The organism is Bradyrhizobium sp. Ken51, assembly GCF_055807435.1.
The window spans coordinates 20,350-41,521 of the sequence record NZ_JBVVPB010000009.1; the positions used below are offsets into that span (position 1 = coordinate 20,350).

19 protein-coding genes are annotated in these 21,172 nt (G+C 65.6%); 10 read left to right on the forward strand and 9 right to left on the reverse strand.

Annotated features, from left to right (window positions below):
* Positions 1 to 2: 2 nt before the first annotated feature.
* From AC0L27_RS16785 to AC0L27_RS16805, 5 genes are all read right to left on the reverse strand, one after another.
* Positions 3 to 302: an acylphosphatase gene (locus tag AC0L27_RS16785; RefSeq protein WP_354209345.1), complete on the reverse strand. Its 300-nt coding sequence runs from the start codon at positions 300 to 302 to the stop codon at positions 3 to 5.
* Positions 299 to 1,165 carry an isocitrate lyase/PEP mutase family protein gene (locus AC0L27_RS16790; protein WP_354254991.1) on the reverse strand — a complete coding sequence of 289 codons (867 nt, stop codon included), beginning with the start codon at positions 1,163 to 1,165 and terminating at the stop codon, positions 299 to 301. The genes AC0L27_RS16785 and AC0L27_RS16790 overlap by 4 nt, the downstream gene beginning before the upstream one ends.
* Before the next feature lie 72 nt (positions 1,166 to 1,237).
* Positions 1,238 to 3,253, reverse strand: a complete 2,016-nt coding sequence (locus tag AC0L27_RS16795; RefSeq protein ID WP_354209343.1) for an acetyl/propionyl/methylcrotonyl-CoA carboxylase subunit alpha — start codon at positions 3,251 to 3,253, stop codon at positions 1,238 to 1,240.
* A gap of 183 nt (positions 3,254 to 3,436) precedes the next feature.
* Positions 3,437 to 4,519 carry a zinc-binding metallopeptidase family protein gene (locus tag AC0L27_RS16800; RefSeq protein ID WP_275168010.1) on the reverse strand — a complete coding sequence of 361 codons (1,083 nt, stop codon included), beginning with the start codon at positions 4,517 to 4,519 and terminating at the stop codon, positions 3,437 to 3,439.
* Positions 4,516 to 4,734, reverse strand: coding sequence for a hypothetical protein (locus tag AC0L27_RS16805; protein WP_275168011.1), 219 nt, complete (start codon positions 4,732 to 4,734; stop codon positions 4,516 to 4,518). Before AC0L27_RS16805 ends, AC0L27_RS16800 begins: the two co-directional genes overlap by 4 nt.
* Between AC0L27_RS16805 and AC0L27_RS16810 the strand changes: the two genes are divergently transcribed.
* The 3 genes from AC0L27_RS16810 (at position 4,735) to AC0L27_RS16820 (ending at position 9,093) form a co-directional block, all read left to right on the forward strand.
* On the forward strand, positions 4,735 to 7,212 hold the full coding sequence (locus AC0L27_RS16810) for a PAS domain S-box protein (protein WP_473319714.1): 2,478 nt from the start codon (positions 4,735 to 4,737) through the stop codon (positions 7,210 to 7,212).
* Between the two features lie 283 nt (positions 7,213 to 7,495).
* Entirely contained in the window at positions 7,496 to 8,746 is a 1,251-nt protein-coding gene (locus tag AC0L27_RS16815; protein WP_354209342.1) for an arsenic transporter, read from the forward strand.
* Between the two features lie 110 nt (positions 8,747 to 8,856).
* Positions 8,857 to 9,093, forward strand: a complete 237-nt coding sequence (locus AC0L27_RS16820) for a hypothetical protein (protein WP_354209341.1) — start codon at positions 8,857 to 8,859, stop codon at positions 9,091 to 9,093.
* A 51-nt stretch (positions 9,094 to 9,144) separates the two neighbouring features.
* On the opposite strand, the gene AC0L27_RS16825 is transcribed toward AC0L27_RS16820, so the two are convergent.
* Both AC0L27_RS16825 and AC0L27_RS16830 read right to left on the reverse strand, forming a co-directional pair.
* Positions 9,145 to 10,509: an MFS transporter gene (locus tag AC0L27_RS16825; RefSeq protein WP_342761015.1), complete on the reverse strand. Its 1,365-nt coding sequence runs from the start codon at positions 10,507 to 10,509 to the stop codon at positions 9,145 to 9,147.
* Between the two features lie 23 nt (positions 10,510 to 10,532).
* The gene (locus tag AC0L27_RS16830) at positions 10,533 to 11,297 is read right to left on the reverse strand and encodes a GntR family transcriptional regulator (protein WP_473319716.1); all 765 of its coding nucleotides are present in this window, start codon (positions 11,295 to 11,297) and stop codon (positions 10,533 to 10,535) included.
* A gap of 180 nt (positions 11,298 to 11,477) precedes the next feature.
* Here AC0L27_RS16830 and AC0L27_RS16835 point away from each other — a divergent pair, with 180 nt between their 5' ends.
* The 3 genes from AC0L27_RS16835 to AC0L27_RS16845 are packed head-to-tail and all read left to right on the forward strand — an operon-like array spanning position 11,478 to position 14,517.
* Complete coding sequence (locus tag AC0L27_RS16835) at positions 11,478 to 12,677, forward strand: mandelate racemase/muconate lactonizing enzyme family protein (RefSeq protein WP_354209340.1); 1,200 nt, start codon at positions 11,478 to 11,480, stop codon at positions 12,675 to 12,677.
* Between the two features lie 13 nt (positions 12,678 to 12,690).
* Positions 12,691 to 13,458 carry an SDR family oxidoreductase gene (locus AC0L27_RS16840; protein WP_354209339.1) on the forward strand — a complete coding sequence of 256 codons (768 nt, stop codon included), beginning with the start codon at positions 12,691 to 12,693 and terminating at the stop codon, positions 13,456 to 13,458.
* A gap of 27 nt (positions 13,459 to 13,485) precedes the next feature.
* Positions 13,486 to 14,517 (forward strand): L-idonate 5-dehydrogenase, encoded by a 1,032-nt coding sequence (locus tag AC0L27_RS16845; protein WP_354209338.1) that lies wholly within the window; start codon positions 13,486 to 13,488, stop codon positions 14,515 to 14,517.
* A 3-nt stretch (positions 14,518 to 14,520) separates the two neighbouring features.
* On the opposite strand, the gene AC0L27_RS16850 is transcribed toward AC0L27_RS16845, so the two are convergent.
* Complete coding sequence (locus AC0L27_RS16850; RefSeq protein WP_354209337.1) at positions 14,521 to 15,405, reverse strand: DUF3280 domain-containing protein; 885 nt, start codon at positions 15,403 to 15,405, stop codon at positions 14,521 to 14,523.
* 193 nt (positions 15,406 to 15,598) lie between these two features.
* Here AC0L27_RS16850 and AC0L27_RS16855 point away from each other — a divergent pair, with 193 nt between their 5' ends.
* On the forward strand, positions 15,599 to 16,984 hold the full coding sequence (locus AC0L27_RS16855; RefSeq protein WP_354209336.1) for a HAMP domain-containing sensor histidine kinase: 1,386 nt from the start codon (positions 15,599 to 15,601) through the stop codon (positions 16,982 to 16,984).
* Complete coding sequence (locus AC0L27_RS16860) at positions 16,981 to 17,643, forward strand: response regulator transcription factor (RefSeq protein WP_354209335.1); 663 nt, start codon at positions 16,981 to 16,983, stop codon at positions 17,641 to 17,643. Before AC0L27_RS16855 ends, AC0L27_RS16860 begins: the two co-directional genes overlap by 4 nt.
* 16 nt (positions 17,644 to 17,659) lie before the next feature.
* Here the strand turns inward: AC0L27_RS16860 and AC0L27_RS16865 are convergent, their stop codons facing one another.
* Positions 17,660 to 18,643 (reverse strand): VOC family protein, encoded by a 984-nt coding sequence (locus tag AC0L27_RS16865; RefSeq protein ID WP_354209334.1) that lies wholly within the window; start codon positions 18,641 to 18,643, stop codon positions 17,660 to 17,662.
* 146 nt (positions 18,644 to 18,789) lie between these two features.
* On the opposite strand from AC0L27_RS16865, the gene AC0L27_RS16870 reads away from it, so the two are divergent.
* The gene (locus tag AC0L27_RS16870) at positions 18,790 to 19,578 is read left to right on the forward strand and encodes a DNA-binding transcriptional regulator (RefSeq protein ID WP_275168022.1); all 789 of its coding nucleotides are present in this window, start codon (positions 18,790 to 18,792) and stop codon (positions 19,576 to 19,578) included.
* Between the two features lie 76 nt (positions 19,579 to 19,654).
* Positions 19,655 to 21,163, forward strand: a complete 1,509-nt coding sequence (mhpA, locus tag AC0L27_RS16875) for a bifunctional 3-(3-hydroxy-phenyl)propionate/3-hydroxycinnamic acid hydroxylase MhpA (RefSeq protein ID WP_354254992.1) — start codon at positions 19,655 to 19,657, stop codon at positions 21,161 to 21,163.
* Positions 21,164 to 21,172: the final 9 nt, after the last annotated feature.

A 21,172-nucleotide genomic window follows, 5' to 3' on the forward strand; every position in this document is an offset into this window, starting at 1 on the left:
AGCTACACCGTCGGCAACACCGAAAACGCCTCACCTGCCCGGCGCAAGTTCAGCTCATCGACGTCGGCCGTCTCGCTGGTGACGCTGTCGACGCGCGAGGACGGCGGGCCGTGGCGGCACAGCGCAACCATGTCGGCGACGTGGTTCGGCGGCCCTGCGAACAGCGCTTCGACGCTGCCGTCGCGGCGGTTGCGGACCCAGCCCTCGAGACCGCACGTCGTCGCCTGATGCTCGAGCCAGGCCCGATAGCCGACGCCCTGCACGCGCCCGCGGATCATCACCTGGAGGATCGCCCGGCTCATTGTTTCAGTCCGAGGACATCGGCGCTGCGCGCCTTGACGTCGGCCTCCCGCGTGACGCGGCTGATCAAGTCCGATGACGGAAGGCCTTTGAGATTCTTCGGCGCAGTGCCGTCGCGCAGCGCCTTCTGCGTCTCGTAGACGGCCTGCGTTGCGGCCGCGATCGGCGCATGGCCCTGAAGCGCGATGCGAACGCGCCAGCCAGCGAGATCATCGAGCACGTTCAACTCCTCCGGCGCGCCGCCGAGCACGATCGGCAGGCGCGTTGAAGATGCGATGGCCTTGAGCTCGGCACGCGACTTGATGCCGGTGAAGAACAGCGCGTCGACGCCGGCGGCTTCATAGGCCCTGGCGCGGCGGATCGCATCCTCGATCGAGGTGATCGAGGCCGCACCGGTGCGCCCCATGATGACGAGCGACGGATCGCCGCGGCCGTCGAGTGCCGCCTTCATCTTGCCGACGCCCTCCTCCAGCGAGATCAGCTGCGTCTTCGCTGCGCCGAAGCCAGCCGGCAGCAGCGTGTCCTCGATGGTGAGGCCGGCGGCGCCCGCCGTCTCCAGCTCCTGCACCGTGCGGCGCACGTTGAGCGCGTTGCCATAGCCGTGATCGGCATCGACCAGCACCGGAAGTGCTGCCGCACGCGACATCCGCCGCATCTGCTCGGCAAGCTCGGTGAGCGTGATCAGCGTGATGTCGGGATCGCCGAGCACCGCGAGCGAAGCCACCGAGCCGCCGAACATGCCGAGCGGGAAACCGAGATCCTCGGCGATGCGGATCGAGATGGCGTCGTAGACCGAGCCGGGATGGACGCAAGTCCCGCCGGACAGGATCGATCGCAGTTTTTCGCGGCGGGAACGAAAGGCCATGGTGATGTCTCGGTTAGTGCGAATTGCGTCCCGCCGTCGTCCTGGCTTTCGCCAGGACGACATTGAGGCCCCTTACGCAAACTCCAAAATCAGCGCATCCACCGCGAGCGTCGAACCGGCGCTGGCGTGGATCTTCTTCACCGTGCCGTCCTGCTCGGCGCGCAGCACGTTCTGCATCTTCATGGCTTCGATCACCGCGAGCGTCTCGCCCGCCTTGACCTCCTGCCCTTCGGTCACCGCGATCGAGACTACGAGGCCGGGCATTGGACAAAGCAGCTTCTTGCCGGTGTCGGCAGCCGTGGTCACCGGCATCAGCCGCGCCGAGGCTGCTTCCGCTTCGGTCCAGACATAGACCGGCACCTCGACACCCTGATGCGCGAGGCGAATGCCGTTCGCGATCGGGCGCACCTGCACCGCGACGATGTGCCCGTCGATGGTGCCCTGCCAGACCGGATCGCCCGGCTTCCACGGCGACTGCAACAGATGCGATTTGCCAGCCTTGCCGTCGGCATCGAGGAAACGCACCGCGACCGCCTCGCCCTCGCGCGCGATCTCCAGCAGGATCTCCTGACGGTCGAGCCAGACCGCACGGCGACGCTCGCGCTGCACGATGCGGCCGCCCATCTGACCCGAGATCTGCCGCTTGCGCTCGCCGAGCACGTGATCGATGGCGGCGCCGACCGCGGCAAGCCGCCGTGCGACCTCGCCTTCCGGCACACGAACGGCAAACCCCTTGGGGAATTCCTCCGCGATGAAGCCCGTGGAGAGCCGGCCTTCACGCCAACGCGGATGATGCATCAGCGCCGACAGGAACGGGATGTTGTGGCGGATACCGTCCACGTAGAACGAGTCCAGCGCGGTGGCCTGCGCCTCGATCGCGGCCGCGCGGGATGGCGCGTGGGTGACGAGCTTGGCGATCATCGGATCGTAATGGATCGAGATCTCGCCGCCCTCCTGCACGCCGGTGTCGTTGCGCACCGTGATGCCATCCTGGCTCGCTTCCGCCGGCGGACGGTATTTCACCAGGCGACCGATCGAGGGCAGAAAGTTGCGGAACGGGTCCTCGGCATAGAGACGCGATTCCACGGCCCAGCCCGTCAGCGTGACGTCCTTCTGCGTGATTGCGAGCTTCTCGCCGGCGGCGACGCGGAGCATCTGCTCGACGAGGTCGACGCCGGTGACGAGCTCGGTGACGGGGTGCTCGACCTGGAGGCGCGTGTTCATCTCCAGGAAGTAGAAGCTCTTGTCCTGCCCCGCGACGAATTCAACGGTGCCGGCGGAGTCGTAATTCACGGCCTTGGCGAGTGCGACGGCCTGCTCGCCCATCTTGCGGCGGGTGGCTTCGTCGAGCAGCGGCGAAGGCGCTTCCTCGATGACCTTCTGGTTGCGGCGCTGGATCGAGCATTCGCGCTCGCCGAGATAGATCACGTTGCCGTGCTTGTCGCCCAGCAGCTGGATCTCGATGTGGCGGGGGTCGACGATGAACTTCTCGATGAAGACGCGGTCGTCGCCGAACGAGGCCTTGGCCTCGGCCTTGGCGAGGTTGAATCCCTCTGCGACCTCGGAGGTCGAATGCGCGATGCGCATGCCCTTGCCGCCGCCGCCGGCGGAGGCCTTGATCATCACGGGATAGCCGATCTCGTCGGCGATCTTGACCGCGTGCGTGGCGTCCTCGATGACGCCGAGATAGCCGGGCACGGTCGAGACTTTTGCCTTCGCCGCAGCCCTCTTGGATTCAATCTTGTCGCCCATCGCCGCGATCGCGCCCGGGTTGGGGCCGATGAAGACGATGCCCGCCGCCTCCAGCGCGCGCGGGAACGCCTCGCGCTCGGACAGGAAGCCGTAACCGGGATGCACGGCTTCGGCGCCGGTCTTGCGGCAGGCCTCCACGATCTTCTCGATCACCAGATAGCTCTCGGCCGCAGCCGGCGGGCCGATCAGCACGGCCTCGTCGGCCATCTCGACATGGAGCGCGTCGCGGTCGGCCTCGGAATAGACCGCGACCGTTTGAACTCCCATGCGGCGAGCGGTCTTGATGACCCGGCAGGCGATTTCGCCGCGATTAGCGATCAGAATGCGTTTGAACATGCTTTTCTTGAGTCTCGACCTTGGGCGGGACCCTTCCCTGGCCGTTGGGGCCTATAGGACGGGCCGTGTGGCTCCCGTGGTACATCAAAATAGGCCGGAGGCAACGGTCAAAATCCGGCCGCTCTGGCGTACCAGCGCAAGACCGAAGCAAGACCGAAACGGGCCTGGCAAGCCCCGGACGGCCTACGGCTTCCCGGCCTTGCCCACGTCCCGGACCAGGCCGTGAATGAAGCGGAGCTTGTCGACGACGACCGGCGAGAGGATGAATGGATAGAGGTCGCGCATGCCCATGGCGCGGTTGACGCTGTTCATGGCGAAGGTGAAGGGCAGCCATGCGTTGACGATCGCCTCGACGTCTCTCGCCTCGTAGGGGTTGAAGCGGATGCGCGTCGTCAACTCCCCGTCGCGGTCGACCTTGGGCCGCACCTCCATGCCGAACTCGCTAGCCATCTCCAGGGTGTCGACGATGTGGAGATAGTGCGCCCAGGTCTCGGCGAAATCTTCCCAGGGGTGCGTGGTCGCGTAGGCCGAAACATAATTCTGCTGCCAGTCCGGCGGGGCGCCTTCGGCATAGTGGCGCTGCAAGGCCTGGCCATAATCGGCGGAATCGTCGCCGAACACGGCGCGGCATTCGTCCAGCTTGCCGCCGTCGCGTACCAGCACGTCCCAGAAATAGTGCCCGACCTCGTGGCGGAAATGCCCGAGCAGCGTCCGGTAGGGCTCGCCCATCTCCAGCCTGCGCCGCTCGCGCTCGATGTCGTCGGCCTCGGTCAGCGCGATCGTGATCAGGCCGTTGTCGTGACCGGTCAGGACCTTCTGCCCGCTCTGCGGATCGTCGGCGAGGAAATTGAAGATTAGGCCATGTTCGGGATTGTCCTGCCGGGTCTGGAGCGGCAGCTTCCAGCGGATCAGGGAATAGAACAGCCGGTGCTTCGCCATCTCCAGCTCGCGCCAGCCGGCGAGTTGCGCCTGATCCGACAGGTCCGGCACGACGCCGTTATGGCGGCAGGCGCGGCAATAGCCTGTGGTATCACCTGCATCCGTCAGCCAGTTGCACGCATCGTGCTCGGCATTGCTGCACAGCATGCGACTTTCGCCCTTGGTGGCCAGCGTCCGCCAAGCCCCACCTTGAGCCTCGCCGTCGGGCTCGATCGCCGACATCGTCTCCTTCTCCGGCAGGAACGCGACGCGATGGCCGCAGCGTTCGCAGGCGCGGTTCTCGAAATAGAGGACGTTGCCGCAGGCCTGGCAGACAAAAAGCTTCAAGATTTAGCCTCTTCGGAAAGCGAGTGTTTGGTAATGAAGGTTGCGGCCGCTCGGAGATACGCGCGCGGAGGGCTCATCGTTCCAAGGTTCGGAACAAATAGCCAGACCCGGCGTTCGTTCATACCTAGCACGCTGCATTCGGCGGCGCCTTTCTTTCCATATTTCTTTTGAGCAATGGCCATCACGCGTCGTCTGTGTGAATATCGGTCGGCCACGTGCGCTCCCGCATCACAACGGCCATCGCCTTGAACGATCCTTCGCCCGAGACCATCGCCGCCGAAAGGCTGCGCCAGCACCTGGAAGATGTCGCGCGCGAGCGCGACAGCGCCTATCGCGCGCTCCAGGAACGCGAAGCCGAGCTTGCGCGCATCCAGCGCATCGGCAAGGTCGGCGGTCTCGAAGTCGACTTCCGCGAAGGCTTCAAGAACCGCCGTTCGCCTGAATATCTGATGCTCCACGGCCTGCCGCCGGAAGCGGCCGACGAGTCGCACGAGGACTGGATCAATCGCATTCATCCCGACGACCGCGACGCAACGGTGAAGCACTTCATCGATTCGCTGTCCGGCACCAGCGAGGACTACACCGCCGAATACCGCATCATCCGCCCCAGCGACGGCGAGACCCGCTGGATCCGCGTCGTGGCCAAGATCGAGCGCGACGGTGGCGGCCGCGCCGTCCGCCTCGTCGGCGCCCATATCGACGTCACCGACCAGATGCTGGTGCGCGAGACCCTGCGCGAGAGCGAGGAGCGCTTCCGGCTGATCGCCGACAGCGCGCCGGTGCCGATCTGGGTCACCAAACTGGACCGCACACGATCCTTCGCCAATCAAGCCTATGTCGATTTCGTCGGCCTGCCCTACGACCAGGCCATCTCCTTCGACTGGCGCAAGGTGCTGCATCCGGACGATCTGCCGCATGTGCTGCAGCAGTCCGTCCAGGGTGAAGCATCGCTCAAACCGTTCGTGCTGGAAGCCCGCTACAAGAACGCCGCCGGCGAATGGCGCTGGCTGCGTTCGGAATCGCAGCCGCGCTGGGACCCGACCGGCAGGCATATCGGCTTCATCGGCGTTGCCCATGACATCACGGTGGCCAAGCAGGCCGAGATCGAGCTCCGGCAGCTCAACGAGACGCTGGAAGAACGTATCGTCGAGCGCACTGCCGAGCTCGAATCCAACGAGGCGCGGCTGCGCGCGATCCTGGAGACCAGCAACCAGTACCAGGGCCTCGTCAATCTCAGGGGCGAGCTGCTTTACGCCAACACGACCGTGCTCGACGCCATCAAGGCGAGCCCTGCGGACGTGATCGGAAAGCCGTTATGGCAGACGCCCTGGTTCAGCACGACAGACGGCATGAGCGCGCGGGTGCGCGAGGCCTTCGACACCGTGCTCAAGGGCGAAGCCGTGCGGCTGGAGATGCGGCTGCGCCTTCCCATCGGCGAGCGCGATTTCGAGTTCGGCATGCGCCCGGTGCTCGACCGCCACGGCAACATCACCGGCGCGGTACCCGAGGCGGTGGACATCACCGAGCGCCGCCGCGGCGAGGAAGCGCTGCGGCAATCGCAGAAGATGGAGGCGATCGGCCAGCTCACCGGCGGCGTCGCGCACGATTTCAACAATCTGCTCACCATCATCCGCTCGGCAACCGATTTCCTGCGCCGCCGCGAGCTGCCGGAGGAGCGCCGCCGCCGCTATGTCGATGCCATCTCCGACACCGTCGAGCGGGCCTCCAAGCTGACCGCCCAGCTGCTGGCGTTTGCACGCCGGCAGCCGCTGAAACCGCAGATCTTCAACGTCGGCAGCCAGGTCGAAGGCGTCGCGCAGCTGGTCCGGCCGCTGGTCGGTGGCCGCATCGAAATCGCGCTGGAGGTTCACGATGGCGACTGCTTCACGATCGCCGATGTCGCGCAATTCGAGACCGCGCTGATCAACCTCGCCGTCAACGCCCGCGACGCCATGGACGGCGAAGGCCGCCTCACGATAGCCGTCCGGAAAGTTCAGGGCATCCCTAACCTGCGGGCGCAGTCGGCGCGCGGCGGCGACTATGTCGCGATCTCGGTCGCCGACACCGGCAGCGGTATCGCGCCCGACAACATCGAGGCCATCTTCGAGCCGTTCTTCACCACCAAGGAGGTCGGCAAGGGTACCGGCCTCGGGCTGAGCCAGGCCTTCGGCTTCGCAAAGCAGTCCGAGGGCGACATCGCCGTGACGAGCACGCATGGTGAAGGCGCGACTTTCACCATTTATCTGCCGCGGGCGCATAGCCCCGCGACGGATCAGGAAGCCGCGGCGCTGACCTATGAGGCCGCCGCCACCGGGCGCGGCTATCGCGTGCTCGTGGTGGAAGACGACGACGAGGTCGGCCGCTTCTCCACTGAGCTGCTGGAAGACCTCGGCTATGTCGTCCGCCGCGTCGCCAACGCCAATGCGGCGCTCGCCATCCTCGGCGAGAACGAGTTCGCCGTCGACCTCGTCTTCTCCGACGTCATCATGCCCGGCATGAACGGCGTCGAGCTCGCCGGCATCATCCGCGAACGCTATCCGGGCCTGCCCGTCGTGCTCACCTCTGGTTACAGCAACGTCCTCGCCGAGAACGCCGATCGCGGTTTCGAACTGATCCAGAAGCCGTATTCGGTGGAATTGCTCTCGCGCATCTTGCGCAAGGCGATCACGGCAAAGCCGTCGATCACGCGGTGAGTGTTGTGATTGCACGAAGCTGACAAAAACTCCGTCATTGCGAGCGCAGCGAAGCAATCCAGAATCTTCCCGCAGGAACAGTCTGGATTGCTTCGTCGCTGCGCTCCTCGCAATGACGGCGCGTGCCGTTCCAACCTAACATACTTTTGAACAAAATTGAGGACTGAAGCTCAGGCCGAGACGCGGCAAATCACAGGTGGCGGTCCGCGGCCCGCAGGGGAAGACAGCGCCGGCGGCTTCCGCTATCGCTGCCGAATGAGCCTTCCCACTTCGAGGACCGAACGTGCCGTCTGACGCCATCCTGGCCTGGAGCATCATCGTCGCTGCGACCGCAGGCGTCATCATCCGGCCCTTTCGCCTGCCGGAGGCGATTTGGGCCGCCATCGGCGCCAGTGCGCTCGTGCTGTTCGGCTTGCTGCCGTGGCGGGATGCGTTGACAGGCATCGGGAAGGGTGTCGATGTCTATCTCTTCCTGATCGGCATGATGCTGATCGCCGAGCTGGCGCGGCTCGAAGGCCTGTTCGACTACCTCGCAGCGCTCGCCGTGGAATATGCAGGCGGCTGGCCGCAGCGGCTGTTCCTGCTGATCTACATCGTGGGCACGCTCGTCACCGTCCTGCTCTCGAACGACGCCACCGCGATCGTGCTGACGCCCGCCGTCTATGCCGCGACGCGCGCAGCCGGCGCCAAGCCGCTGCCTTATCTCTTCGTCTGCGCCTTCATCGCCAACGCCGCAAGCTTCGTGCTGCCGATCTCCAACCCGGCCAATCTGGTCGTGTTCGGGGCGCACATGCCTGAGCTCACCGAATGGCTGCGCCTGTTCGCCTTGCCCTCGGCGGCCTCGATCCTGCTGACCTATGTCGTGCTGCGCCTGACCCAGCACCGCGCCCTGAAGGAAGAAACGATCGCTCGCAGCGTGCCGCATCCGAAGCTCGGCCGCGGTGGCAAGCTGACCGCCATCGGCATCGTGGCGATCGGAATCGTGCTGGTCACGGCCTCCGCGCTGGACAAGCAATTGGGCCTGCCGACCTTCGTTTGCGGCGTGGTGACAGCCGCAATCGTGCTGCTGCTCAGCCGGCAATCGCCGCTCCCCGTGCTGCGCGGCGTCTCCTGGAGCGTGCTGCCGCTGGTCGGCGGGCTGTTCGTGATGGTGGAAGCGCTGATCAAGACCGGCGTGATCGGACGGCTCAGCGCGCTGCTGCATGAAGCCGTCGGGCAATCCGTGACGAAGGCGGCATGGAGCGTCGGCCTCGCCACCGCGATCGCCGACAACATCGCCAACAATCTTCCCATCGGCCTCGTTGCTGGCTCGGTCGCCGCCAGCGATCATTTGCCCGCGCCGGTCGTGAGCGCCATCCTGATCGGCGTCGATCTCGGGCCCAACCTGTCGGTGACCGGTTCGCTCGCCACCATCCTGTGGCTGGTGGCGCTGCGGCGGGAGAAGATCGAAGTCGGCGCCTGGCCGTTCCTGAAGCTCGGACTGCTGGTGACGCCGCCCGCCTTGATCGCAGCGCTTGCGGCCGCGATCCGTTAGCGCGGCCGATTACGTTCAGTTGTTTGCGGTGCATCAATGCCGACGGTCTGACCGCGGCTACAGTTCTCTTGTCGCGTGATTGAGACATGCCGCGACAAGGAAGGTTCATCATGCAGATTCAATCGAAGGCGCTACCGCAGAGCTTTTCCCTGCGTCGCGAAATCCAGAGCTACATCGCGCCCGCTGGCGGCCGGGGCGAGACGTCCCATCCCCTGCTCGTCCTCTCGGTCGTGGCGCTGCTGACTCTGTTCGCCATCGTGGAAATCGACCTGCACTCCGCCCAGCTTCAGGCCATCGGCCTGCTCAGCCATGGGATCGGGATCGATCCCGTCTTCCTGAGCCCGTAGCAGGACAAAGCCCGATCGCGGCCGTCGCGGCCGCGACCGGGTCACGCATCGTCAATCGTTCTCGTAGCCGTAGACTTCCGGCAGGATGAAGATTGCGGCAAGCAATCCGATCAGCGGGAAGATCGCGACCATCAGCGTGGCGTTCGCCTGCCCGATCGCGGCGAACACCGTCGGGAACAGGAAGATCGCCAGGAACGACGGCAGCTTCACGAACATGTAGGCGAAGCCGCTGGCGGTGCCGCGATATTTCGGCTTGGCGACCATGGTCGGGATCGTCATGCAGTTCGACGCATCCCAATAATGGCCCCACAGCATCGCGGCAGCCGCGAACGGCAGCAGGATCTTGTTGTCGGTGTAGAGAGCGAAGGCCGCGACCAGCAGCGAGGCCAGCACGATCGAGAAGCCCGCGATCGAGATGCCGCGATGGCCGATCTTCGGCGTCAGCAGCGGACCGACCCAGCCCGACAAGGCGGCGAAGGAGAACAGCGCCATCGTCACCAGATTGATGCCGAGCACGCTCGACACGCCGACCATCACAAAGAGCACCGGCAGGTAGAACGCGAAGGTCGAAAACTCGCTGGCCTGCGCGAAGCAGGCGATCCAGCCGTAGATCGTGGCGCGCCAGCGGATCGGATCCTTCTTGAGGTCGGCGAGAAACGCGCGGGTGGAGACCTTCGGCACTTCGACGTCATGGTCCGGCAGCATGGCCAGATCGTCGTTGAACATCTCGCGCGCGACCTGCTTGGCCTCGCGGTAGCGTCCCTTCTGCACCAGCCACACCGCCGTCTCAGGCACGTCGTGGCGCATCACCAGGATGATCAGCGCCGGCAGCGCGCCGAGGCCGAGCGTCACCCGCCACAGCATCTCGTGCTGCATGTCGATCAGCAGGAAGATCACGATGACGCCGATGGTGAGGACCTCACCGACCGCGAACATGAACTGCCAGCGGTTGCCCATGACCTCGCGCTCGCCCTTGGCCATGGATTCCATGATGTAGGTGTAGCCGGTCGAGATGTCCGAACCGAGCGGTATGCCGAGCAGGAAGCGGATCACGACGAGCCAGCCGACGCTGGGCACGAAGGCCTGCGCCAGCGCCAGCACGATGAACAGCACCATCGTCACCAGAAACATGACGCGGCGGCCGATCTTGTCGGAAAGCCAGCCGCCGAGCAGTGCGCCGATCATGGCGCCGCCTTGCGTACCGGCCGCGGCCAGGCCCAGCATCAGCGGATCGGGATTGAACTGCTCCTTGATGAAGATCAGCACGAAGGCGATCGAATAGAGATCCCAGGCTTCGACCAGGATCGAGGCCATCATCAGCCAGCCGACCTTGTTGCCCTTGGGACTGTAGTTCGTGATGAGGTAGCGGACCGCGGCTTCGCTCGCGGTCGGTTGTGGCATCGCCATCGTCGACATCTTTGGTCCTCTCTTAAACTCTCTTACGTGCCAAGTAGCGGCTCGATGCTGCAATCGAGCAGGCGCGGGTCGATCCCGACCTCCATGCCGGTGAACATCTCGCCCATGTAGTCGATCAGTGCATCGCTCGCCTTCACCGCGTCCTCGACACGACGATTGGCAACCTCATTAAGAATAGCCAGATGATGATCGATTGTTCCTGACAGCTCGGCCTGTCCCGGCATGAAACGGTGGTGGATGTAGCCGATACGCCGGTACAGCGTGTGCAACGGCCGCAGCGTGTGCACCAGAAACGGTTCGCCTGCCGCCTCCAGCACCAGCGCGTCGATGCGGCGGTCGATATGATTGAACTCGTCGAGGGTCAGATTGGCGCGGCGCTCGCGCAGAAGGCGCTCGATATGCAGCGCCTGATTGCGGTGCGAGAGACTGGCGCGATCGGCCGCGAGCCGGATCACGAAGCGCTCCATGTCGCGGCGCAAGGCCAGCAGCATGCGCTCGCGTGCCAGATCGATCGGCGCAATGCGCAGACCGTGGCGCGGACGGATGATGATCAATGTATCGGCGGAGAGACGATTGACGGCGTGATGAACCGGCGTGCGGCCGAAGCCGGTGATGTGCTGCAATTCCAGCATCGTCATGAACTGGCCGGGCTTGAGCTCGCAATGGACGAGCAGCTCTTCGATCCTCTGATAGGCGAGCTCGAAAAAGTTGAGACGGTTGCGCCGGGAGGGCTTGCCCTCGGCGTCGTCGTTCCTCACCACTTCGAGCGCGCGCTTGCGTGTTGCCATGTCGTCTCTCCCTCAGCCCGCGCCGTCGTTTGCAGGGCGGCGCCTTGTTGGTGATATCCCTAAAACATGTTGTGATATATTACAAGCGAGCGTAAGACTCGGCATGCGCCCGCACCATGTTGCGGTGCGGAATGACAACAAGACGGCGCTGCGCGCGCCTGCGATGGGAGGAGTATTGCCGTGAAGATCACGTCGATCGAGACGCTGCGCACCGAAGAATTCTCCAACGTCATCTGGGTGCGCGTCCACACCGACACGGGCATGATCGGTCTTGGCGAAACCTTCTACGGCGCCGGCGCCGTCGAGGCGCAGATCCACGATACCTTTGCCGGCCGCCTGCTCGGCCGCAATCCGCTGCACATCGAGGCGATCCATCGCGACATGCTGAATCTGCCGATGGCGCAGTCCTCCACCGGCGTCGAATATCGCGCGGCTTCGGCCATCGACATCGCGCTATGGGACCTGTTCGGCAAGGTCTGCAATCAGCCGGTGCACCAGATGCTTGGCGGCCTCTGCCGCGACAAGCAGCGCATCTACAACACCTGCGCCGGCACCCAATATGTCCGCTCGACCAATATCAGCCCGGTCGCGAACTGGAATCTTGGCGCTGCCAAGGGTCCCTATGAGGATCTCGATGGCTTCATGCACCACGCCGATGCGCTTGCCGAAAATCTGCTGGAGAGCGGCATCTCGGCGATGAAGATCTGGCCGTTCGATCCGGCGGCGCAGGAGAACAAGGGCCTGTACATCACCGCCGCCCAGATGAAGCACGCGATCGAGCCGTTTGAAAAAATCCGCAAAGCCGTCGGCGACAAGATGGAGATCATGGTCGAGCTCCATTCGCTCTGGAACCTGCCGACCGCAAAACAAATCGCCCGCGCGCTCGAGCCCTACAAGCCGACCTGGTACGAAGACCCGATCCGGATGAACTCGCCGCAGGCGCTGGCCGAATACGCCCGCTGCACCGACGTCTGGGTCTGCGCCAGCGAGACGCTGGGCTCGCGCTTCCCCTACAAGGACATGCTCGACCGCGACGCCATGCATGTGGTGATGGCGGATCTGTGCTGGACCGGCGGCCTCACCGAGGGCCGCAAGATCGCGGCGATGGCCGAGACCTATCACCGGCCCTTCGCACCGCACGACTGCATCGGCCCGATCGGCTTCATCGCCGCCATCCACATGTCGTTCAGCCAGCCCAACACGCTGATCCAGGAATCGGTGCGCGCCTTCTACAAGGGCTGGTACAATGAGCTCGTGACCACCATGCCCACGATCAAGGACGGTTTTGTCTATCCGATGGAAGGCCCCGGCCTCGGCGTCGACCTTCTGCCCGCCGTATTCGACCGCTCCGATCTGACCGTGCGCCGTTCCAACTCTTGAGGATATTTTTGAGATGAGCACCGCCCTCTTCGACCTTTCCGGCCGCACCGCGCTGGTGACCGGCTCCTCCCGCGGTCTCGGCCGCGCCATTGCCGAGGGCATGGCCAAGGCCGGCGCCAGGATCATCGTCAACGGCTTCGATCCCAACCGCGTCGAGCAGGTTGTCGCCGAGTTTCGCGCCGCCGGCTACCTGGCCGAGGGCGCCGCGTTCAACGTCACCGACGAGCCTGCAATCGTCGCCGCCTTCAACCACTTCGACAACAAGGGCATCGCGGTCGACATCCTCGTCAACAATGCCGGCATCCAGCACCGCAAGCCGCTGGTGGAGTTCACCACCGACGAGTGGCGCAAGGTGATCGAGACCAACCTCACCAGCGCCTTCGTGATCGGCCGCGAGGCGGCCAAGCGCATGATCCCGCGCAAGCACGGCAAGATCATCAACATCGGCTCACTCGGCAGCGAGCTCGCGCGTCCCACGATTGCGCCCTACACCGCCGCCAAGGGCGGCATCAAGAACCTGACCCGCTCGATGGCGGTGGAATGGGCCCAGCACGGCATTCAGGCCAACGCGATCGGCCCCGGCTACATGCTGACCGACATGAACGAGGCGCTGGTCAACAACACCGACTTCAACAACTGGCTGATGGGCCGCGTTCCCTCCAAGCGCTGGGGCCGGCCGGACGAGCTGGTGGGCGCTGCGATCTTCCTGGCCTCGGATGCATCGACCTATGTCAACGGCCAGATCATCTATGTCGATGGCGGCATGATCGCCGCTATGTGAAGCCGCGAAACCCTGAGGGAGCCAAGCATGCGCGCCGTCGTCATTCACGCACCGAAAGATCTGCGGATCGATAGCTATCCGGATGCAGCGCCCGGTCCGGGTGAAGTCCGCGTCAAGATCGCGAATGGCGGCATCTGCGGCTCCGATCTGCACTACTATCATCACGGCGGCTTCGGCGTCGTGCGGATCCAGCAACCGATGGCGCTGGGGCACGAGATCGCCGGCGTGGTCGCAGCCGTCGGTGACGGCGTCACGAATGTGAAGCCGGGCACCCGCGTCGCGGTCAATCCGAGCAAGCCGTGCGGCCAGTGTCTGCATTGCCAGGAAGGCATGCGCAACCAGTGCCTCGACATGCGCTTCCTCGGCAGCGCGATGCGCTTTCCCCATGTGCAGGGCGGCTTTCGCGAATTCATCACGGTCGATGCCGCGCAGGCCGTTCCGATCACCGACAAGCTGTCGCTGGCGGAAGCCGCGGTCGCCGAGCCGCTCGCGGTGTGCCTGCACGCCGGCAAGCAGGCCGGGGCCCTGCTCGGCAAGCGCGTGCTGATCACCGGCTGCGGCCCGATCGGCGCGCTGATGATTTTGGTCTCGCGCTTCGGCGGCGCGGCCGAGATCGTGGTCACCGATGTCGCAGAGGCGCCGCTTGCCGTCGCAAGGCAACTCGGTGCCACTCACGCCATCAATGTCGCCGCCGATGCCACGGCGCTCGATCCCTGGCGCACCGGCAAAGGCGTGTTCGACACGCTGTTCGAAGCCTCGGGCAACCAGGCCGCGCTGCGCACCGCGCTCGACGTGCTCAGGCCCGGCGCCACGCTGGTGCAGCTCGGCCTCGGCGGCGAGGTGACGCTGCCGATCAACTCCATCGTCGCCAAGGAATTGCAGCTGCGCGGCACCTTCCGCTTCGACCCCGAGTTCGAGCTGGCGGTGCGGCTGATGGGCGAAGGCCTGATCGACGTCAAGCCGCTGATCACGGCAACCATGCCGTTCGAGAACGCGGTCGCCGCCTTCGAGCTCGCCAGCGACCGCTCGCAGTCGATGAAGGTGCAGCTGACGTTCTGAGGCCTATTGCTGCGGCTGGTTCTCGATCATGCGATCGCTGACCAGCCGCACGGCGCCCCGTTTCCACGAATAGTCCGCGCCCAGGCGCAGGCCGCTGTCGCCGCGTGCCAGCACCACGCCGGTCCTGGCATCGCGCACCTGAAAGCCGAGCGTGTACTCGGTGCGGCTGACCCGCCGCACCACCCCGATCAGCGACTGATCCGCACCCAGCCCTTGCGCAATCGCCGCCTCGCAGCCGCCGCAGTCGCGTAAAGCGCGCGCCTTCAACGCCGCCTCGTTGGCGCTGCCGACATCGACGAGACGGTAGCGGCCGGATCGGCCGAGGGCGTCGCGGACGCTGCCAGTCACTTCGGCCAGATAGGATGCGTCCGCGGCCGCGAGGCCGGCGGCCGGCGCCGCGGTGTTGTCGTCGAGCTCGAATTCGAACACCGCCAGTGCGATCGGAGCAGGCGTGCCGAGCGCGGCTACGATCTCGCGCGACACGAAGATCTCGGCGCGCTCCCACGATTCATCATTGTCGCCGCGGAAGGTGTAGAGCTTGTCCATCACGACCTTTTTGGCGCCGACGTCGATCACGGCGACCTTGGCCCATTGCACCAAGGTGCTCGTCTTCTGGATGCCGCCGATCACCTTGAACGCCGCGCCGTCCTGGGCCGACGGTACGAGCCGGTAGCGCCGGTCGCCTCCAATGTCCCGCCGGAGCGCGGCCATGAAGGCCGACAGCCGTCGCTCATGGGCGGCGGTCTGGTTGGCGGGTTCAGCCGACGTATCGGTATAACTGAAGTCGTCCATGGCGACGCCGATGGCCGTTTCGGCACCGGCCGACGCATAAGCCGCCGGAAGGACGACAAGGAGACAGACTGAGAGGATCAACCGGCGCAGGTGCATAAATGTGCCTCGTGTGACGGAGCGGCGCGCCAATCTGGACGGCGCAATCAGGCCATGCAGCAGCGCCGGTCCCGGCGATGGCCGGGAAAATTTCACGACGGTGCACCGCACTGGCGCCTGGCGGCTTTGCGCCGGATGCGTTCTGCCGTTTAATGCGAGCGCGACAAATCCGTTCGCACCAAGGTGCCCGCCGATGTGGAACCGACCGAGATTCGATCTCAAAGTCCGTCTGACGTTGCGCGTGGCCGCGATATCGGCCGCCTGCTTCGCGGCGATCTCCGCCTATTTCCTGATTACGTCCGACCGCGAGGCGCATGCGCGCCTCGACGATATCGCCGCCATCGTGGCCAAGACGCTGGAGCTGCAGCAGGGCAAGATCCAGTGGGTCGCGAGCCCGCGCTCGGACTTTCCCAACCTCGACCCCGTTTCGGCTTATGTGATGACGCCCGGTCTGTGCCTGGCGTTCCGCGGCACGAGCGGCGACGTCCTCCAGCGCTTCTGTAGCGGCGCGCCTGTCCCGGCGAACCCGCCGCCGCAAGCCTTCACGGCGTTCTATCGCGGCTTGTTCGACCCCGGCCGAGAAGCGGCACGGCCCGTGATCGTGCGCGGGACGAAGCTCGGGGAGGCCGTGGTCTCGGTCGAGCCGGGCGTGCAGACCGCGGAGGCTTGGCACGAGGCCGGCCGCCTGATGCTCGCGCTCGCGATCGCGCTGCCGCTACTCTGCGGGCTGGTCTACGCCGCACTGGCGCGCGCGCTGCGCCCCACCCGCATGATCCGCACCGGCCTCGAGCGGATTGCCGCCAACGATCTCACCACGCGGCTGCCGCCGTTCGATCTTGCCGAGCTCTCCGCGATCCGCGACGGCTTCAACCATCTCGCCGAAAGCCTCGAGACCGCGCTTGCCGAACGCAGCGAGCTGACGCGGAAGCTGATCGCGCTGCAGGACGAGGAGCGTCGCCATCTCGCGCGCGAGCTGCATGACGAGTTCGGCCAGTCGCTTGCCGCCATCCGCGCGCTCGCCTCCTCCGCCCGCCAGACCGCCGCGCAAGAGTGTCCCTCCCTGCTTGGCGAATGCGACGGCATCGCGCGGACCGCAACCGGCATGATGGAGACGTTGCGCGGCACATTGTTCCGGCTGCGGCCGCCCGATGTGGAGGAGCTCGGGCTCGTCGCCAGCCTCGAAGGCCTCGTCGCGGGCTGGAACGGGCGCAGCCGCGGCGAGACGCGCTTCTCGATCCGGTTCGACGGCGCATTCGAGACCCTGCCGGCCACGATCAGCGCCAGCCTCTACCGGATCGTGCAGGAGGCGCTCACCAATGCCGCCAAGCATGCCGTCGCCACGCGGGTCAGCCTGGAATTGACGATGGGGGCCAGCGAGATCGCGCTTGCGATCGACGATGACGGACGCGCGAGCGATCCCGTCGCGAAATCCGGAATGGGCCTGCTCGGCATGCGCGAGCGCGTCGCCGCCTTGCGCGGCCAATTGAGCTTCGAGGCCGCACCGAACGGCGGCTCCGCACTGCGCGTGGTCATTCCGCTCGCAGCCACCGATCGGCCGTCGCTGGAGCATGCCGCATGAGCGCGGCGGACGCGACCATTCTGCTGGTCGACGACCATTCCGTGGTCCGCGAGGGCTATCGCTCCGTGCTTCAGAAGCAGCCGGGACTTCGCGTCATCGCCGAAGCCGCCGACGGCGCCGAGGCCTACCGTCTCTACAAATCGGAGGCGCCCGACCTCGTCATCATCGACCTGAGCATGCCCGGCATCGGCGGCATTGAGGCGGTCAGGCGCATCCGGCAGTGGGACAAGGGCGCGAGGATTCTCGTCTTCACCATGCACGAGAATGCCGGCTTTGCCGTGCAGGCGATTCGCGCCGGTGCCAGGGGCTACGTCACCAAGACCAGTCCGCCGGAGACGCTGGTGCGCGCCGTGATGGACGTGCTTGCCGGCAAGATCGCGATCAGCCCCGACATCGACCATGAGCTCGCGCTGAGCCGGCTCGCCGGGGAAAGCTCTGCCGCCGACGTCCTCACGCCGCGCGAATTCGAAGTGCTGCGGCTCCTGCTCGCCGAGAATACGACAGAGGAGATCGCCGAGACGCTCCATGTCAGCCCGAAGACGGTGGCGAACCTGCATTCCCTGATCAAGGACAAGCTCGGCGTCGGATCCGACATCGAGCTGGTCAGGCTGGCACTGCGCCAGGGCATCTTGACGGAGGTCGATCTCGGCGAGGCCTGATCGTATCCGCCCCGGATTACTCCCGCGCGACCACCGAATCCAGCCACGCGCAATTCAGTGGCGGCACGCGGGGGTCGGCCACACGAACGCCGCGCGACGCTGCATCCAGTCTCATGTCGCGAAGGCGCTTGCGCTGCTCCTCGGGCATGTAGAGCCGCTCGTGGCCCCATAGCGACGGGCCGTCAAAGGTCTCGTGTGGCTTCCAGGTCTCGGGATCGATCACACGACCGCCCCAGCCATATTCGATGAAGAAGCCGGATGGCGTGTTCACGTAGAACGACGTCATGTGGTCGTTGGTATGCCGTCCTAGCGTGTAGGCGACGCGGCCGTCGTCCATCTGCGCGAGATCGTAGCCCTGCCCGACATCATCGAGGCTGCCAAGTTCGACCATGAAATGGTGCAGCGCTTTCCGTCCTGAGCCAACCATTGCAAAGGAGTGGTGACGGCCGTTGACGTGGAAGAAATAGAGCCCGTAGGGCTTGAGGCCGAAATCGGAAACTTGAAAGCCGAGCACGTCGCGATAGAACGGCACCAACGGTTCGACTTCCTCGACGTTGAGCACGACATGCCCCATGCCGAGCGCGCCGGTGCGGAAGCCCGAGATTGGCCGTCCGGGCTTGAACGGCTCGGTCGCCAGCTCCGGTTTGTAGAAGGCTTCGAGCCGGTTGCCGGCGAGATCGCTGAATACGATCAGCTCGGCCACATGCCGCTCGTCGGCCAGCGCGCGGGAGCCGCGGGTCACCTTCACGCCGTGGCTTTCCAGACGGCCGGCGAGACGGTCGAGGTCCGCGGTCGAGGGAACCTCCCATCCCATCACCGCGAGCCCGGCATCACTGCTGCCGTCGACCACCAGGCGCTGCTTGTGGTCGTCCATGCGGAAAGCGCGCATCTTGCCGCCGCGATCCACCTGCTGCATGCCGAGCAGCCCGGTCGCCATCCGGCCCCACTGGTCGAGCTGGGATGAATTGATCCCGATATAGCCGAGCGCGGTGATTTCCATCGAATTCCTCCCGAGGGCATCGCGTCCGCCGCACTGCGGTGAACTTGATACCGGCCGCGCGCGATCCTACGGTGGCATCCGCAATCGCTTCGCGTTCGCAAAGACGATAATCGCGAGGCCGCAGGCCACAAGGGAGGAAATGCGAAGTGTCCAAGGAGCGGACGAACGGTCAGCCGCGGCAGCCTGAAGGCGTCCGCGCCTTCAAGCGTGGGCTGGACGTGCTGCACGAAGTCAATCGCTCCGGCGGCATTCGCGCCGGTGACGTGGCCCGCGCGCTCGACCTGCCTCGCCCGACCGTCTACCGCCTGCTCGAGACCTTGGAAGAGCTCGGCTATGTCGCGCGCAGCGCCAGCGACGACCGCTTTCGTGTGACCCGGCGGGCGCTCAGTCTTGGCGATGGCTACGATCCCGGCGTCGTGATCTGCCAGGCGGCAGCACCTTTCCTCGCCGAGCTGAGCAAGGGCCTGGTCTGGCCGGTCGATCTCTCGACCTACGAAAACGCCGCGATGGTGGTGCAGGAGACCACGCATTCGCGCAGCCCGCTCTCGATCGACCGCGGCATGATCGGCAAGCGCCTGCCGATGCTGCGCACCTCCGCGGGGCGGGCCTATCTCGCCGCCAGCCCCGCGCGCGAACGCGACCTGATTGTCAATCATCTGCGCCGGATCGACGAGGCCGACGACCGCCCCTTCCTCGACGAAGGCCGCCTCGGCCGAATGATCGCCGAGACGCAGGCGCGCGGATACGCGATCCGCAGCGAGGGCGAATACAATCCCAAGACTGCCTCGATCGCCGTACCCATCGTGCGGAACGGCGCGGTATTTGGCTGCATCTCCATCATCTGGATCCGCTCGGCCCTCGGAATCGAAGAGGCGGTGGTGCAGTTTGCGGCGCAGCTCCAGGAGACGGCGTCGGCCATTCCCGTCGAGATCTAGGCGAGCCGTCCGCTGGGCGGACACTTGGCGCGGCGGCGTTGATACGACTGCATCCCTTGGGGAAGAGATAGTCCCCATGCAAGATAAATCCGCCCCTGAAGAGTTTGACGTCGTGATCGTCGGCCGCGGCCCGGTCGGAGCCACGCTGGCCAACCTGCTTGGCCTGTGCGGCGTGCGGACGCTGGTGCTGGAGCGCGAGGCGCGGACCTATCATCTGCCGCGGGCGGTCCATTTCGACGACGAATGCATGCGGGTGTTCCAAACCCTCGGCCTCGCCGACGCGATCCTGCCGCATGTCATCCTCAGCCCCGGCATGCTCTTTCTCGACGCCGACGGCCGGATGCTGCTGGATTGGTCGCGGCCGCAGACATTGACGCCGATGGGATGGAATCTCAGCTATCGCTTCCATCAGCCTGACCTGGAGGACGCGCTGATCGCTGGCCTCGCGCGCTGGCCACACATCGCCTTGCGCAACCGCTGCGACGTGTTCGCGCTGGATCAGGACGAGATCGGCGTACGCGTCCGTTACGAGGACCTCTCCAACGGGAGGCTGAGCGAAGTCCGTGCCGGCTACGTCATCGGTTGCGACGGTGCTCGCTCTCTGGTGCGCCGCTTCATCGGCTCCGGCATGGACGATCTCGGCTTCCACGAGCGCTGGCTGGTGATCGACGTGCTGCTCAAGCGCAACCGCGACGATCTCGGCGACTACAGTATCCAGCATTGCGATCCACGCCGGCCGGCGACCTATGTCCGCGGCACCGGCACGCGGCGACGCTGGGAGATCACAGTTCTGCCCGACGAAGACTCCCAGGTGGTCGCGCAGCCAGCGAAGGTCTGGGAGCTGCTGTCGCGCTGGATCACGCCCGAGGATGCCGAACTCGAGCGCGCCGCGGTCTACACCTTTCATTCCATCATCGCGCAGCAATGGCGGAGCGGTCGTCTGCTGCTCGCCGGCGACTCCGCACACCAGACCCCGCCCTTCCTCGGCCAGGGCATGTGCGCCGGCATCCGAGATGCCGCCAACCTTGCCTGGAAGCTCGCTGCAGTCCTGCGCGGACTGGCGGATCCAAGCCTGCTCGACACCTATCAGAGCGAGCGCCAGCCGCACGTGCGCGAGTTCATTGAGCTCGCGATCCGCCTCGGCGGCGTCATCAACACCAAGGCGATCGAAGCGGGCCTTGCGGCCGGCGAGGCGCGCGCGAATGCGCCGGTCAGGCTCGAGGTCAAAAAGCCCCTGCTCGGCCCAGGCCTCGCGCTTGGCGATCTCCCGCTCGCCGGACATCTTGCGCCGCAATTCGAATTGAAGGACGGCCGCCGCGGCGACGACCGGGTTGGCTACAGCCACGTGCTCCTCGTCGAGAGCGCCGCGACGATCTCATCGCGTCTTGCTCTTTCGCAATCTGGAACCGAAATCCTGACCAGCGACGATGCCGAAGGCGTCGGGTCATGGCTGCGCGAGCACGGCATCATCGCCGCGCTCGTTCGCCCCGATCGCTACGTCCGCGGCAGCGCCAGCAACGACACCGAGCTCGACCGGCTGATTGCCGCCGTCACACCTCCAACCCACGTGCCGTCCGCGGCCTGAACCGACTTC

Coding starts and splice junctions, on each gene's coding strand:
- AC0L27_RS16785 (WP_354209345.1), bottom strand. CDS start 302: ATGAGCCGGGCGATCCTCCAGGTGATGATCCGCGGGCGCGTGCAGGGC.
- AC0L27_RS16790 (WP_354254991.1), bottom strand. CDS start 1,165: ATGGCCTTTCGTTCCCGCCGCGAAAAACTGCGATCGATCCTGTCCGGC.
- AC0L27_RS16795 (WP_354209343.1), bottom strand. CDS start 3,253: ATGTTCAAACGCATTCTGATCGCTAATCGCGGCGAAATCGCCTGCCGG.
- AC0L27_RS16820 (WP_354209341.1), top strand. CDS start 8,857: ATGCAGATTCAATCGAAGGCGCTACCGCAGAGCTTTTCCCTGCGTCGC.
- AC0L27_RS16825 (WP_342761015.1), bottom strand. CDS start 10,509: ATGTCGACGATGGCGATGCCACAACCGACCGCGAGCGAAGCCGCGGTC.
- AC0L27_RS16830 (WP_473319716.1), bottom strand. CDS start 11,297: ATGGCAACACGCAAGCGCGCGCTCGAAGTGGTGAGGAACGACGACGCC.
- AC0L27_RS16840 (WP_354209339.1), top strand. CDS start 12,691: ATGAGCACCGCCCTCTTCGACCTTTCCGGCCGCACCGCGCTGGTGACC.
- AC0L27_RS16845 (WP_354209338.1), top strand. CDS start 13,486: ATGCGCGCCGTCGTCATTCACGCACCGAAAGATCTGCGGATCGATAGC.
- AC0L27_RS16850 (WP_354209337.1), bottom strand. CDS start 15,405: ATGCACCTGCGCCGGTTGATCCTCTCAGTCTGTCTCCTTGTCGTCCTT.
- AC0L27_RS16855 (WP_354209336.1), top strand. CDS start 15,599: ATGTGGAACCGACCGAGATTCGATCTCAAAGTCCGTCTGACGTTGCGC.
- AC0L27_RS16860 (WP_354209335.1), top strand. CDS start 16,981: ATGAGCGCGGCGGACGCGACCATTCTGCTGGTCGACGACCATTCCGTG.
- AC0L27_RS16865 (WP_354209334.1), bottom strand. CDS start 18,643: ATGGAAATCACCGCGCTCGGCTATATCGGGATCAATTCATCCCAGCTC.
- mhpA (WP_354254992.1), top strand. CDS start 19,655: ATGCAAGATAAATCCGCCCCTGAAGAGTTTGACGTCGTGATCGTCGGC.